This window comes from Deltaproteobacteria bacterium, assembly GCA_019308905.1.
In the GTDB taxonomy this organism is placed as follows: Bacteria; Desulfobacterota; BSN033; order WVXP01; family WVXP01; genus JAFDHF01.
The window spans coordinates 1-14,669 of record JAFDHF010000083.1 but is presented as its reverse complement, the minus strand read 5'-3'; the positions used below and the strand labels follow the sequence as shown (position 1 = coordinate 14,669).

General features: G+C 57.5%; 12 protein-coding genes. 5 read left to right on the top strand and 7 right to left on the bottom strand.

Annotated features, from left to right (window positions below):
* Positions 1 to 468: 468 nt before the first annotated feature.
* Entirely contained in the window at positions 469 to 1,578 is a 1,110-nt protein-coding gene (locus JRJ26_18670) for a radical SAM protein (protein ID MBW2059519.1), read from the bottom strand.
* A gap of 65 nt (positions 1,579 to 1,643) precedes the next feature.
* Here JRJ26_18670 and JRJ26_18665 point away from each other — a divergent pair, with 65 nt between their 5' ends.
* From JRJ26_18665 to JRJ26_18655, 3 genes are all read left to right on the top strand, one after another.
* Complete coding sequence (locus JRJ26_18665) at positions 1,644 to 2,363, top strand: response regulator transcription factor (GenBank protein MBW2059518.1); 720 nt, start codon at positions 1,644 to 1,646, stop codon at positions 2,361 to 2,363.
* Positions 2,341 to 3,858, top strand: coding sequence for a HAMP domain-containing protein (locus JRJ26_18660; protein MBW2059517.1), 1,518 nt, complete (start codon positions 2,341 to 2,343; stop codon positions 3,856 to 3,858). Before JRJ26_18665 ends, JRJ26_18660 begins: the two co-directional genes overlap by 23 nt.
* 97 nt (positions 3,859 to 3,955) lie before the next feature.
* Positions 3,956 to 4,369 carry a hypothetical protein gene (locus JRJ26_18655; protein ID MBW2059516.1) on the top strand — a complete coding sequence of 138 codons (414 nt, stop codon included), beginning with the start codon at positions 3,956 to 3,958 and terminating at the stop codon, positions 4,367 to 4,369.
* 162 nt (positions 4,370 to 4,531) lie between these two features.
* Here JRJ26_18655 and JRJ26_18650 read toward each other — a convergent pair whose 3' ends face one another.
* Together JRJ26_18650 and JRJ26_18645 are read right to left on the bottom strand one after the other, a co-directional pair.
* The gene (locus tag JRJ26_18650) at positions 4,532 to 5,164 is read right to left on the bottom strand and encodes an NAD(P)H-dependent oxidoreductase (GenBank protein MBW2059515.1); all 633 of its coding nucleotides are present in this window, start codon (positions 5,162 to 5,164) and stop codon (positions 4,532 to 4,534) included.
* 248 nt (positions 5,165 to 5,412) lie between these two features.
* Complete coding sequence (locus tag JRJ26_18645; protein MBW2059514.1) at positions 5,413 to 6,774, bottom strand: phosphomannomutase/phosphoglucomutase; 1,362 nt, start codon at positions 6,772 to 6,774, stop codon at positions 5,413 to 5,415.
* 391 nt (positions 6,775 to 7,165) lie between these two features.
* Here JRJ26_18645 and JRJ26_18640 point away from each other — a divergent pair, with 391 nt between their 5' ends.
* Entirely contained in the window at positions 7,166 to 7,792 is a 627-nt protein-coding gene (locus tag JRJ26_18640) for an MBL fold metallo-hydrolase (protein MBW2059513.1), read from the top strand.
* Between the two features lie 64 nt (positions 7,793 to 7,856).
* Here the strand turns inward: JRJ26_18640 and JRJ26_18635 are convergent, their stop codons facing one another.
* Positions 7,857 to 8,861: an agmatinase family protein gene (locus JRJ26_18635; GenBank protein MBW2059512.1), complete on the bottom strand. Its 1,005-nt coding sequence runs from the start codon at positions 8,859 to 8,861 to the stop codon at positions 7,857 to 7,859.
* Between the two features lie 139 nt (positions 8,862 to 9,000).
* The gene (locus tag JRJ26_18630) at positions 9,001 to 10,011 is read right to left on the bottom strand and encodes a bis-aminopropyl spermidine synthase family protein (protein MBW2059511.1); all 1,011 of its coding nucleotides are present in this window, start codon (positions 10,009 to 10,011) and stop codon (positions 9,001 to 9,003) included.
* Positions 10,012 to 10,221: 210 nt separating this feature from the next.
* Here JRJ26_18630 and JRJ26_18625 point away from each other — a divergent pair, with 210 nt between their 5' ends.
* Positions 10,222 to 11,706, top strand: coding sequence for a trimethylamine methyltransferase family protein (locus JRJ26_18625; protein ID MBW2059510.1), 1,485 nt, complete (start codon positions 10,222 to 10,224; stop codon positions 11,704 to 11,706).
* 45 nt (positions 11,707 to 11,751) lie between these two features.
* Here JRJ26_18625 and eno read toward each other — a convergent pair whose 3' ends face one another.
* On the bottom strand, positions 11,752 to 13,029 hold the full coding sequence (gene eno / locus JRJ26_18620) for a phosphopyruvate hydratase (GenBank protein ID MBW2059509.1): 1,278 nt from the start codon (positions 13,027 to 13,029) through the stop codon (positions 11,752 to 11,754).
* Positions 13,030 to 13,063: 34 nt separating this feature from the next.
* Entirely contained in the window at positions 13,064 to 14,308 is a 1,245-nt protein-coding gene (locus JRJ26_18615; GenBank protein MBW2059508.1) for a DUF2088 domain-containing protein, read from the bottom strand.
* Positions 14,309 to 14,669: the final 361 nt, after the last annotated feature.

Sequence of the window (14,669 nt, the reverse complement as noted above, 5' to 3'; positions counted from 1 at the left end):
AACTGGACGGTCGAGATACTCATCAACGGCGAGCTTGTCGAGGCAAGAGACCTCGTCATCGCCTCACAATAGATCTCTTCTTCCTCTTCCTCCTCCTCCACGGGCCAGACCCCCCCAAAAAGAAAACGGTCTGGCCCTCTTTTTGTCAAAAAAAAGAAGGGGACGTAGGTTCTCAGGCAACTTACTAGGCGCGCTGTGGCGGGCTTCTCCATTCGTGCGAGTTCCTGTCGGCTTTGGCCCGGGCCCTTGGCAGGACCATCGAACCCGGGTACAACTTCTATGGCCTGCAGGCTGGTCACACACAAAGCTGTGGAATGAGAGCTTCCAGTGTCATGTGGAGAAAGGCGGCAGTTTGAGGGTTTGGGCTTTGTCCAATAAGGGTCAAAACGAGAGTTGACCCGTTGTTTCGAAACCACAAAAACTACGCCTCTTATAGCAGGAGCAGCCTGGGATTCGGGACCGGAGATATTATGGATAGTCCTGCCCGAGTAAATGGACATTGCCTATATGGACATTGCGGAGACCCTGACCCTCGGCGGCCTCTTTGCATCTCAAGGCATGTGTTCTAGAGGTGACCGGCAGGTCTTTGAGATAGAAGTGGGGATAGAAGGCGAGGAGGCTGTAAGGTATGTCGGGGTTCAACCCCGCGATATAGCGGGCCAGAGGGGCGACCTCCTCCTGGTCCACATATCCGGGGACGAGCAGTGTGCTGGCAACCAGGAAGGGGGGCTCGGGCCTCGTTGAAATCATCCGGGAGAGTGTCCTAAAATTCTCTAGGGTCTTTCTGTTGGTGACCCCACACAGGGCGTAATGGATCCCCTCGTCCCAGGCCTTGAGATCGATCTTGATGCATCCGCCGGAGCGAAGGGATAGACCTGCCATCATGCGGAGATACGGGTCGTTCGCGCTCCCGTTTGTCTCCCAGCATATTCTGAGGATTCTGTTGGAGTGCCGGTTCAGTGCGAGCCTTGCGGTTTTTAGGGCGTGGAGGATTTGCGGTGTGGGGTCGCCTCCGAAATAGCAGATGCAGGTTGTCCTTTTGTCAGCTGCACGGGCAAGCTCATCTGCTGTGACCCTGTATGGCAGAGCCGTCTGTTCTTTGAAGTGGTAGTTCTGGCAGTAGAGGCAGTTGAAGGAACAGGCATGATAGAAGACCGCCAGGTTCCTGCGGCCGTATTCAGGCCCTTTCGCCACGGCAAAGACGGGGTAGCCGCGGCCCGTTCCTGCCGGACAGACAAACGATGCCACGCAGTTGGTGGGAAGGGGATCGAGGTAGTAGGAGAGACTTCCCTCACGGGGTCTTCCGCCTCGTATGCGGCCGTCCTTTACCCTACGGAGACCGCAGAAGCCCGTCTCGCCCTCCGGGATCCGGCAACCGTGCATGCAAAGCGGGCAGGTAAGCCCGTCTGTGCGGCGAGGAGGATCTTGTGGAAGTCCGAAGGTGCGGCGGCTGCTGTCATGAACCGTCTTGATCTCCGGCCAGACCTCCGGGAAATGGTCTCTTATGCAACCGGAGCAAAAACCGATCACGTCGGAAATCGTTCTGGCGCTTTTACCGCAATACCGGCAAGTCCCCATACCTCAATTCTAGGCTCCGCCGCGTGCGTGTCAAGGGCGGTGAGGAGGGCCAGGAAGATTGGAAGATGGCACATGCAAGAATTCTCGTTGTCGATGACGAGCCGAAAATCATCCGGGTAGTGAGTGCCTATCTGGAAAAAGAGGGGTTCCAGGTCGTTACTGCGCCAACAGGAAGAAGAGCCCTGGAATTGGTAGAGCAAAAGGCCCTCGACTTGATCGTCCTCGATCTGAGGCTGCCTGACATGCCGGGCGAGGAGGTCTGCAGAATGATCAGGGAGCGGCGGGACACGCCGATCCTCATGCTCACGGCCAAGGCAGAAGAGGAGGACAAGATCAGGGGCCTGGCCATAGGGGCAGACGACTATCTGACCAAGCCCTTCAGCCCGAGGGAGCTCGTGGCCAGGGTCAGAGCTATTCTGAGGAGGGCCAAGGCTGAACGCGAACCGCAGCGCGACATCATCTCCTTTGATCGGGGGAAACTTCTGATCGATGCGGCAAGACACCGGGTCTCGCTTGGTGGTAATCTCTTGTCCCTTACACCCAACGAGTTTAGACTCCTTCTCGCCCTGGCGCGTTATCCGGGACGGGTCTACACGCGATCGGAGCTCGTCAGCAAGGTCCAGGGATACGACTATGAGGGGTATGAGCGGACAATAGACGTACATGTGAAGAATCTGCGCCAAAAGATCGAGGAGGATCCAAAGGCCCCCAGGTACATCCTGACGGTCTTTGGCGTGGGATACAAGTTTGGAGGCGGGGAGGATGAGAGGGACTCTTTGGACTAAGCTCGCTCTGAGCTATCTGGCGGTCGCCGTCTTGGCCGTGGGCCTGGCCGCTTTTCTCTTCAATTCCGCCCTTTCGAGGGAGTTCCAGGCCTATGTGGAGGAGACCCAAAGGCTGAGAGACGACCAGATAGCCATACTCCTCGGGTCGATCTACGAGAGGGATGGAAGGTGGAACCCCCGGCGGATCCGGGACGTGCTGGGCCTCGGGATGATGTCAGGCAGGGAGATCGTGGTTCTCGATTCGGAGGGCAGGCGGGTCGCCGACTGTTGGGACTCCATGCGAGGCATGGGACAGGACGCTCAAAGCAGAATGAAGAGGATGGCCATGATCTGTGGCTGGGGGTGGAACCAGGGGAGGCGGGTTCAGGAAGGCTCTCCTTCGAGGGCCCCGTCCCCCGGTGTACCAGGACCGCCGGCCGCAAGAGAAGGAAAAAGGACAATACCGGTCCTTGCAGGGGGCAGACGCGTTGGAACGGCTCTGATCGGCCCAACCGGCGGCGAAGGGATATTCTCGATGCAGGACCGATCGTTCCGGGCCACGGTGAACCGATGGCTCTGGGGGGTTGTCTTTGTGTCAGGAGGGATCGCCCTGCTCATGAGCCTCGGCATGGCCAGGCGCCTCTCCCGGCCCATCCATGGGCTGACCGAGGCGGCCAGGCGCCTCAGGGAGGGTGATCTTTCCCAGAGGGTAAAGCCCGTGGGAAGAGACGAGATAAGCCAACTGGCGGGAGCCTTCAATCACCTGGCTGAGTCCCTGGAAAGACAGGAGGAATTTCGAAAGAGGCTCACGGGTGAGCTTGCTCACGAGCTGAGGACCCCCCTCGCCAATCTTCAGACCCATATCGAAGCCCTCCTCGACGGGGTTCTAGCTCCCACTTCCGAGAATCTGAACTCCGTCCATGAGGAGATACTCCGCCTGGGACGATTGGTGGGCAGCCTGGAGGAACTCACCCGGGCAGAGGCAAGTAGTCTTACCCTCAAGCGAAAGGAGACAGACCTTGGAGTCCTGGTTGAGAGGATAACCGGCCAGTTTGATCCCCTTTTCCTGGAGAAAGGGGTGAGGCTGACGAGATCTCTCCCCGATTCATCACTGTGCGCTTGTCTTGACGGGGACAAGATCTCACAGGTCATCGGCAATCTCCTTTCCAATGCTCTGAAATTCACCCCCAGAGGGGGACGGGTCGAAGTCGCACTGGAAGAGCAAGGCGGTGAGGTCCGGATTCTCGTGAGAGACACGGGTGTTGGGATACCCGAGAAGGATATCCCCTTCATCTTCGAACGTTTCTTCAGAGGGAAGAACGGGGGGGACAGGGCTGCCAGGGGGTCGGGTATCGGCCTCACCATCGCGAGGGAGCTTGCCCAAGTGCATGGCGGGAGAATAGAGGTGAAAAGCCATCCGAACCGGGGGACGGAGTTTACAGTCAGGCTGCCTCTCTGTCCACAAGACAAGAAGAAGAGCCTCGGGGTTCCCCGGGGAGGGCAGCCCCGGGAGTGAGAGATAGGTCTTCATACTATCTTCATATCTTCTTCATGGGTTCTTTACATGGGCGGTCTAGGATAGAGTCAAGACCAATCAAAGGAGGTAGAAGACCATGAAGAAGAGGATTTTTCTCGTTGCTCTGTTGGGGATAGCTATCGTAGCGGGACTCGTTCTCATCCAGAACGCCCAGGCTCACGGCCCCAGGGGTTGGGGAGGTTACGGCGGTTGGGGCTGTCCGATGGGAGGCTATGGGATGGGCCCTGGGATGATGGGTCGTGGCTATGGTCCTCAATACGGGCCCCAGTACGGTCCCCCATACGGGGAGTATCAGAAACCCATGGGCAAGAGCGATGCAGAGGGTATTCTAAAGAACCATCTGGATTCCCTGAGAAACCCGAATCTCAAGGTGGGGAAGATAGAAGACAGGGGTGACGTCTTTGAGGCGGATATCGTGACCAAGGACGGATCCCTGGTGGACAGGCTCCTGGTAGACAAGAACACGGGCTGGGTCCGTTCTGTGTACTGATTTCTGAGGGCTTCCCAGAGGCCGCGGGGTTTCCGGGAAGCCCTTGATCGCCAGCCTTTTGAGCACAGGACCTATGCCGTATGATCTCCCTCTTGTGAGGCTTGCTGAGCCGGTTCAGAGAGAGCCTGCCGTTGAAATCAGCTGTTTCCCCATCCGTCTGGGCTAAAATGCTCCGGCCATCTCTTTGGCCTGCTCCATGGCTGCACGCCTTCTTGATCTCGCCACCTCAGGACCGCCCATGAGAGTGGGTTCGATGACCAGGGACTGGATATCACCGAACCCGATGAACCCTAGGATAAGCTCGAGGTATCTCTTCTGAAGGTCTAAGGGCTCGAACTCGGTACCGGGAGGATACTCGCCGCCCCGGGAATAAGCGATGAAGACGGGTCTGCCCGTTACAAGGCCCTTGTAACCCTCCTCCGGTGTGTAGGAAAAGGTGTACCCCGGTTGAACGATAAGGTCGAAGTAATGTTTGAGCCTGTATGGGATGCCGAAATTCCACATGGGGACGGCCATTACGTATTTGTCTGCGGAGTTGAATTCCTCGATGAGTGACTCGACCCCTTTCCACGCCGCCAGTTCCTCGGGCGTACGCTTTTCCCCGTGGAGAATCGCGTACTTTGCCTGGATTGCAAGGCCGTCGAAGGGGGGCAGCTCTTTTTGGAAAAGGTTCACTGTTGTAACCTCGTCCTTTGGATTGGCTTCCCTGTAAGCCCTGATAAAGGCATCGGCCACGGAGATCGAATGGGACCGGTCGATCCGGGGTGATGCCTGGATGTAGAGCACTCTGTTCATGGTCATCCTCCTCTGCAGTGCTCATCGAAAAGATCCCCCTCGCTTCTACCGTTCGCCAGAAAACCTTCCCGCCCCTGCGGGTTGTGGGGCTCTTTGCCGCTGAGCCAAATCGATCATACTCTCCCTTGATCATATCTCATTGTTCCGGAACAATTCACTGCCGGTGATGTGACAAAGAAAGGACCCTTCCCCTTTGCGTCGTCCGTCGGAAGGGGCAGTTGGAAGAAACCTATCAGTCTCAGAGGCGATCAGGTTTCCGCGAGGAGGCGCTCGACCCTTGATTCCACCTCTTCCCGGATGGCCTCAAGACTCTTGACGTCCCTGGCTTCGAACCTCAGCACCAGGATGGGGCCCGTGTTGGATGCTCGAACCAGCCCCCAGCCGTCCCGGAAGACTATACGGGCGCCGTCGATGTCGATGACCTCGTGATCTCGAGAGAAGTGGTCTCGAATCCCCTCCACGATCCGGAACTTCTTCTCTTCGGGACACGGGATCCTGATCTCGGGGGTGGATTCGGTTCTGGGCACGTCGGCTATGAGATCGAGTACGCCCTTGTCGTATCTGGCAAGTATCTCCAAGAGCCTGCAGGAGGCATAGATGGCGTCGTCGTATCCGAAGTAGCGATCCGCAAAGAATAGATGGCCGCTCATCTCTCCGGCCAGGAGGGCGGCTGTTTCTTTCATCTTTTGCTTTATCAGCGAGTGCCCGGTCTTCCACATGAGAGGCTTTCCGCCGTGGCGGCTGATGTCGTCATAGAGAGTTTGGGAAGCCTTCACCTCCGAGATGATGACCGCTCCAGGACGACTCTTAAGGATTTCCCTGGCAAAGAGGATGAGAAGCCGGTCTCCCCAGATGATTTCACCCCCTCTGTCGATCACACCAAGGCGATCGCCGTCTCCGTCATAGGCGAGCCCCACCTCGGCCTTCTCTCGTGCCACCCTGGCAATCAGGTCCTTCAGGAATTCCGGGACCGTGGGGTCTGGGTGGTGATGGGGGAACCGGCCGTCCATTTCGCAATACAGCTCCACCACCTGGCATCCCAGGCTTTTCAGAAGGCTCGTGACAATTGGGCCTGCGGTTCCGTTCCCCCCATCCACAACCACCTTGACGGGCCGGGCAAGGGAGATGTCGTTCCTTATGCACTCCATGTACGGCTCTATGATTTCAGAGGCGGAAAGCATACCCCGTCCCCGGGCAAAGCCGCCCCTCTCGAGGCGGCGTCTCAGATTCTGGAGTTCCTCTCCGAAAATCGTCTGGTTTCCCACAGAGACCTTAAACCCGTTGAACTCAGGCGGGTTGTGACTGGCCGTGATCATCATTCCCCCTTCTTTCTTGAGATGAAAGAGGGAGAAGTAGTAGACCGGAGTGGGACAGACGCCGATGTCCGTTACACTGCATCCCGTTGAGAGAATGCCTTCCACCAGAGCGTCTCGAAAATCCTCTGAGCTGAGGCGGCAGTCTCTTCCCACCACGAGATCCTTCCCGCCCCTCTCCACCATGTAGGTCCCGAAAGCCCTGCCCAAAAGGCGTACGACTTCCGGCGTGAGGTCCTCCCCCACGACTCCCCTGATATCATACTCTCTGAAGATCTGAGGATTCACACTGGTCATGGTTTCTCCTTCCTGCAAGGCAAAGAAGTCAGAAAGAGCGGTCTTTGATTGCTACCATGAATCCGGCTCATCCCCCCTGCCGGATACCTGTCGGATCGGGACGTGGACACGTGGACAACTTACAGACCCGAGCAGGGGGTTGTCAAGCTTGGCTCGGCCGGTCCTTCTTCAAGGAAGCAGAGCGGAAGTCCTTCTTGCCCGGCGTTGGACCGCGGCGGCCGTGAGGATCGGGAATTGACAAAATTTTCAAAAAGTTGCATTCAAGGGACAGGAGGGCGGATGCTGGGGAATGGGAGTTCTCTTTTTCGTCGAAAAAACCCCGACACAATGGTAAAATACCGTGAAACTGGCAGGTCCGACAGGGGCCGATTCCAGAGGGGGGGGTATTGTCATGGCTGAGAAGATGATCGAAAACATCCATTGGTTGGGTCATGACGGTTTCTATGTCACAGGCTCCAGAGTTGTCTATTTCGATCCCTGGGAGGTCAGTGACGGTCCAAAGGCTGATCTGATCTGCATCAGCCATGAGCATTTCGACCACTGCTCGCCGGATGACGTGGAGAAGATCTCAAAGAGAGAGACCGTTGTTGTGACCGAGCCGGTCGCGGCCGGGAAGCTTTCCGGGGACGTGCGGGTCCTGAAGCCCGGGCAAAGCATAGATGTGGCTGGGGTCCGAGTGACAGGAGTGGCAGCCTACAACACGGACAAAGCCTTTCACCCAAAATCCAACCAGTGGTTGGGCTTTGTGGTGGAGATGGATGGTGTCAAGATCTACCATGCCGGCGATACAGACTTCATTCCGGAGATGAAGGATCTCGATGTGGACATCGCCCTGATTCCGGTTTCGGGGATCTATGTCATGGATGTGGATGAGGCAATCGAGGCGGTCCGGGCCATCAAGCCCAAGATCGTGGTGCCCATGCACTATGGAAAGATAGTCGGGTCCGAGGATGACGCCAAGAGGTTGGCAGAAGCCCTAAGAGGCGAAATGACCGTGGTAATCAAGCAGAAAGAGTGAGTCCCACGCTGCTGAAGTACAAAGAGGGGATCACGCCTCTTTCTCTCGGCATTTTCCCCTCTGCTCAGGATACGCTTCGCAGGTCGAATCCCGCTCTCTTTCTCGAGGCCAATCCTGCCAGGGTATAGATCATCGCCCATGCGGCCAGGTGGGATGAGAGGGATTTAGGATCTTGGAGCGGATATACCTCGACATAGTCAAAACCGGCTATGCCGTGCTCTCCCAGTTTGTAAAGGGCCCCGAACAACTCATGGGGGACGAGTCCATCGAAGTCGGGTGGCCCCCCGGGATTGTAAGCGGCATCGATTACGTCGCTGCACACGGTCACGTAGAGATGCTGGACATCCTTCTTCGCGATGGCGATGGCCTCGTCTATCGAAGCTTCGATTCCGAGGCTTCTCATGCGCCGGGTGGTGTACACCGTAGCACCGATCTCGCGGGCAAATTCCAACCCGGCCGCCGAATTTCGGGGCCCCCGAATGCCGATATGAACGATGCTTTCTTTTCGCACCCCTTCGATCTTTGCAATCCTGTACAGGGGCCCGCATCTTGGAAAATTGTCCGCACCGAAACTGGCCGAATTGTCAAAGTGTGCATCAAAATGGACGATACCGATTTTCCCGTCCACGTTTTCAGCGAGGGCCCGCACGATTTCGGGGGTGTAGGAATGGTCGCCTCCGAACATGAAGGGAATGCTGTTGCACCCGTAAATCTCTGAGGCCTTATCGAAAACGGAGCGCATTGTTACCTCCGGATCGCCCGGGTTCACCGCGAGATCCCCGAGATCACCGATCTTCAAGTAGTCGAACAGGTCGATTTCGTGCTCGGGCAGGAACCCCCCGTAACGAGCGGATGCATGGCGGATCGTGCGTGGTGCGAGTTCACACCCAGAAAAGGTGCCCCAGGTAACGGTCCCCTCCCAGGGCACCCCTGCAAACATCACATCAAATTCGTTTTTCACCATAGCCGAGCTAACTACCGGACAGCCGAGGAACGATGGCGTGTCACCATAGACCAAGGGCATCGAGGATTTCCAATTCGGCACCATAGGCACTCTTCTTCTGTCCATTCGTCTTTTCCCTCCGCTGACATGGGTGAACAGAAGACCCGCTCCTCCGATCCGTGCTTCACGAACACCCTGTCCGCCAAACGTTTGAATTCACCAACAGGCGTTCGTATATGTTTGCCTGTACCCTTGCAGGGGGCCTTCATCCCTTGTCTCCCGGATCGACCGTGACCAGGGTGTCCTGATCCGTGTAGAGCGCGCTTTCTTGCTCGATCGTTCCGGCAGCGGTCTTTTCGATCCGAATCAGCGCCGATCTGAAATAGTCCACGTCAGGAGGACCGGGATCCACGGGGAACTCCCGTGAAAGGGGGAACTGGTCGTAGTTGTCGATGGGGTCCAGGGCCTCCGGGTAGAGGCTGAAGTTTCTGAGAAGGTCAGTAATGGCCATTTGTCTTTCCACAAGGAATTTCTGGATCGCAAGCCACTTGGGCAGAGAAGACTCCAGGGTGGTGAGCCCGAAGTATCCGGCTCCCCTCGGGGCCAGGCTCTCGATCGCTCTTTCCAGGAAGAGGAGCATTCCTTTCAGCCCTTCGGGGGGCTCGGTGACAAAGGCGTTGTAGGTTCCGGAGAGCCGCGGCGGAAGAGGGGTTTTCACGTCGTATTGCAGGGCGTTGACGGCAAGGCCCGTCTGTTCGGCCTTGCGGTTGATATAGTCTATCAGACGGCCGTCGATTTCGAGGACCGTCAGGTTGGATGAAAGATCGAGCAGGGCCAGAAAGATGCTGAAGAGGTCATCGTCACCCACGAGGAGGATCGACCGTTTCTCCAGGTCGCCCCGGATATACATGACCACCGATTTTAGGGCGAGATCCTTGGAGTCGATGATGCCCTGGTTGTATTCGAAAAGCGGCGGAGGGCGGTCCCTTGTGAGTTCCCTGAAGCGCTCCAGGGCACGCCCGAAGGGGTCCGGAAGGATGAATCCTCTGCCCTGGCAGGTGGGGCAGAGCCCGTTGCCTACAGGCGTGAGGTCTGTGGGATTCTCCAGAGCAAACCTTCTGGTTCCGGGGTCAAAGGAGAGCTTTCCTCCGGACAGCATGGAGCGGAGTGTCTCGGTCACCTCCGACAGGGTGGAATCCTGGGAGCGGACGATTTCCCAGAACGAAGCGGGCTGTCTGTCGAGGGCTCTGAGAATCTGATATTCGGTCCGCTCCATGGTTCTCCTCCTTTCCTCCCGCCCCTCCTGTATAGCAGAAAAGCATTAAACCGTCAACTTCTCCTTGCAGCAGTCCAAGACTCGCTACTGGAGCCTTCCCTTGACACAAAAGCCCGTGGGGCTCTATAGTATCTCCGCCGAGAAGTGAGAAGCAGGCTTTGGTGCTTGGTGGTTTTTTTCTAAGAGCGTACAATTGTTGAGGGTAGACAAATGGCCAGAAGGAATGTAAAGACAGGTATGGAAGTCGCGTCGGGTTTCGGGCTGAACGGGCTCTCGCGGGACCAACTCGATTCTATTCACTATGCAACCCTACAGGTGCTCCAGCACACAGGGCTCAAGGTGGGACACGAGGAAGCCGTGGAGATTTTCCATGGTTCAGGCGCCTCGGTGGAGCGGTTCGACGGTTACGGGGTGGTTCGCATTCCGCCTTATGTGGTGGAGGATTGCATCGGTTGGGCTCCGAGTACCGTGGTCTACCACGGCAGGAGTCCTGACGACGATTTTGTGGTTGAACCCAGGCGGGTGAGCCTGACAACCGGAGGAGGGTGCGTCAATGTGATCGATCTCATGACGCGGGAGCGGAGAGGGGCCCTGAAGAAGGACTGCGGCGAGATCGCCCGGGTCTCTGACGCCCTGGATGAGATCGGGGTCTTCAATAGACCATGCATAGCCTCTGATGTGCCTCCTGAGGTATATCCCGTCCACGTGTTCGAGATTATCCTTGCCAATACCTCGAAACACGTACTGATCGGTGCAGACACGGCCAGAAATCTGAAAAAAATGGTGGAACTCGCAGCGGCATGCGTAGGCGGCCCTGCCCGTTTCAAGAGACGGCCGATCTTCACCGCCAATGTCTGCCCCACGAGCCCCCTCTCCCTCCTCCAGGACTGCTGCGAAGTCGTCATCGAGGCGGCTAGACAGGGCGTTGGCCTGGGGATCATTCCCATGGCATTGGCAGGTGCCACCTCGACGGCCACCCTGGCAGGAACCCTTGTAACAACCAATGCGGAGGCACTGGGTGCGCTGATGCTGGCCCAACTTACGGCCAGGGGTACACCCTGTACTTACGAAAACACGAGTACCATCATGGACCTGAGCACCGGAATAGGGGCTGTGGGAGCTCCGGAACTGTCACTGGTTGCGGCCGGAACAGCCCAACTGGCCCAGTACTATCGCCTCCCCTGTCTGGTGGGGGGAGCAATGTCGGACAGCAAGATCCCGGATGCCCAGGCAGCCTATGAGACTGCTCTCAGTACACTCACGGCGGCCCTGGCCGGAGCAAATATCATCTTCGGGGCAGGGGCGTTGGATCAACTGCTCACCTTCGACTTTGCCAAACTCGTGATGGATGTGGAGTTCATGGGGATGGTCGCCAGGGTAACCAGGGGGATAGAGGTGAGCGATGAGTCCATGGCCCTGGACGTGATCGACCAGGTAGGACCGGGCGGGGAATTCATGACTCACGATCATACCTATGATCACATGGGAGAGATATCCAAGAGCCGCCTCTTCGATCGGAATACCCGAGAGGTCTGGCTCGCCGCCGGTGGCAGGGACCTGACAGAGCAGGCCTATGAAAAGGCGATGTCTATTCTCAAGAAGCACCAGCCCAGGGACTTGCCGAAGGGTGCGGCAGAGGCCATGCACTCGATCGTCGAAGAATACGAAAGGGAGATTGTCCTCTCGCGGAAGTAGGAAGCATTGGTGCGTGCCGCGAGGAGCTCCCTGGGAAAACCACTCTCAAACGGGTCTCGTGAAGTTTCTGCCCGCATAGACGGCTGTACCGCCCAACTCCTCTTCGATCTGGAGGAGCCGGTTGTACTTGGAGGTTCTCTCCCCTCTGACCGGCGCCCCGGTTTTGATCTGTCCGCTGTTAAGGGCCACCACCAGATCTGCGATGATGGGGTCTTCGGTCTCGCCCGAGCGCTCTGAGACCTGGACCCCGTAGTTATGGCGATAGGCGAATTCGGCGGCGTCCAGGGCCTCTGAAAGGGTACCGACCTGGTTCACCTTGAAGAGCAGGGCATTGGCTGCTCCCCTCCGAACCCCCTCCCTGAGACGGTCCAGATTAGTGACAAACAGATCGTCGCCGATTATCTGGATATCCAGCTCCCGGGTGATCTGGGCATAACCCTCGAAATCTTCTTCATGCAAGGGATCTTCAAGGGAGGCGATGGGGAATTTCTCCTTCAGGTCCCTGTAAAGTCCGATCAGTGCGTCTCGGTCGTAGGTCTTCCCATCCAGTTCGTAGACCCCCTTTTCCCTGTCATACCAGTGTGTGCTTGCACAGTCCATGGCATAGAGCACGTCGTCGGCATAGCCGGCCTTCTCAACCGCCCTGGATAGAAACTCGAGGGGTTCGTAGACGCCCCGCATGGGGGTAGCGAATCCCCCTTCATCTCCGGTGTTGACGGCGAGAATGCCGTATTTCTCCACTACCAGGTCTCTCAGGATCCCGTTGACCGTGGTGGTCATCTCAAGAGCCTCTCCAAAAGAGCCGGCTCCCACGGGAATCATGATGAACTCCTGGATCTCCAGATAGTTGGAGGTTAGTTTGCCTCCATTCAGGAGGTTCATGAAAGGCACGGGGAGGACGTGCCCGTTGGGGTTCAGATAGCGGTACAGAGAGACCCCACATGCATGGGCCGCCGCTCGTGCTACGGCAAGGGAGACTCCCAGGACCGCGTTGGCTCCCAGGCGTCCCTTGTTGGGAGTTCCGTCCATTTCTACCATGGCCATGTCGATTCGCCTCTGGTCTGTCACGTCCCAGCCCACCAGGGCAGGACCGATCTCTTCGTTCACCCGGGCCACCGCCTTCCTGACTCCCAGCCCTCCGTAACGGTCGGGGTCGCCGTCCCGAAGCTCGTGGGCCTCGTGAGTCCCCGTGGAGCGGCCTGCAGGCACGTCGGCCCGGCCCATCAACCGATCCCCGCACCAGACCTCCACCTGAACCGTGGGAAAACCGCGACAGTCGATGATCTCTCGTCCTTTCACAGCACTTATAGTGACCCGACTCATGCGATAAGCTCTCCTTTCTTTCCGCCTTTTGAATTCAGTCAAAGGGTCCGAGGTTACCATTCTCATCAAAGACCAGGGGCTGGGCCGGAAGGACGACCTCGAGGTCAGCCCGTCCGGACACCTCGGGCCCGTAAGACTCCGAGACATCCAGTTCCTCGAGGTGTTTGGTGCTCTTGATCCGGATTATTCTCAAATCTCGGGGAGCGACCATACCGATTGTCGACGCGGCAGCCTCGAGGGCTTCCCTGTCGCTCAACACAGTAAGGGGTATCTTCGCATGCTCTGGTACTCCCGCGACTAGGGAATTGATGTAGGTGGCTTCCCTGTCGACTTTGTCCACCAGCTTTTGGGTCACAAAGTCGGCGAGTCCTATGCCAGCGGCATTTCCGTCGGAATCGTCTGTCAGATCACGGACAATAATCCTCTTGATTCTCGGGATCTCCGGCTCTTCGGCCAGCAGGGGGGCCAGGATTCTTCCCACGATCTTGGTATCTATCCCAGCGCCGCTGATATCTTTCCCCATTAGGTCGATGACGAGGATATCCACTTCTTCAAAGGGGAGGTGGGGTTCCAGCGCCTTTGACTGTTTCAAGAGGGCCTTCTCACCCTCTTCCAATTCCTCTGGGCTGAACAGCCGCACCACGGCAGTCTGGCAATAGCCGTTTTCGACGATCCCGACGCCGAAAAGGATCCTTCCGCTTTCCAGGACCTTCCTGGCCACTGTCAGGATGACTCGGGAGTATCCATAGTTGAAAACGGCCCTGTGGTAAGCGGCAGCCCCTTTACGTTTACCCAGTCCGATGGCCATCATTTTCATCAGCCCACTCTCGATCTCGTATGTGAAATCCGTGTGGGACTTGACACGGTTCACGGGAACCACATAGTCGGCTTCTGAGGCAGGCCTGTCGATCAGGACCGGGATACCGTCTTCGGTCTCTCCGAGCCGAACCGTTTCGAGGGAGGAGCGGATGGGGACACCCATCTTCTCCTCTGAAATCCCCGAGTGTTCCAGGACCCTTTTCTGCCCTTCAGCCGTGGCGGCTCCGTGGCTGCCCATGGCAGGAACGATAAAAGGCTCGAGGCCCGCTTGCTGCAGGGTACGAACAGTGGCAAGAACGATGGTGTCGTAGTTGGCGATCCCGCGGCTCCCGCAGGCGACCGCGACGCTCTGTCCGGGTCTGACTCTCTTTTCCAAGCCGAGTCCCTTTGCCTGGGAAGCGATCTCCTGAGGAATGTCATTCAACACAGAGGCGTCGAGCCTCTGTCTGATCCTGATCATCCTGGGAAACTCCATCTGCCCGCCCCTCTATGGCCTTCGACCTTTCCCCCGGCCGGCACGGGCTGCAACCGCGCGCTTTCCACCGTCCTGCTCGCTGGTCTGCCCTTTGCGGGAATAGAAACCGGGGACGATAGGCCATTAAATATCCATCAACGAGCCGACTTTGTCAAGAACGAGTTTCGTCCCTTTCCGGGCTGTTATCACACGGTATGATGATCCCTGTATGCCTCGCCGTACCGACCCCGTCTTTGTGGAGTTTCCTGAGTTTTCGGCCCAGGATTCTTGCAAGTATATGACTTCACGATCTTTTTCTGTCTTGGCAGGAGAACACCCTTGTCCCCTCGCTCCTGAGCTCACGCGG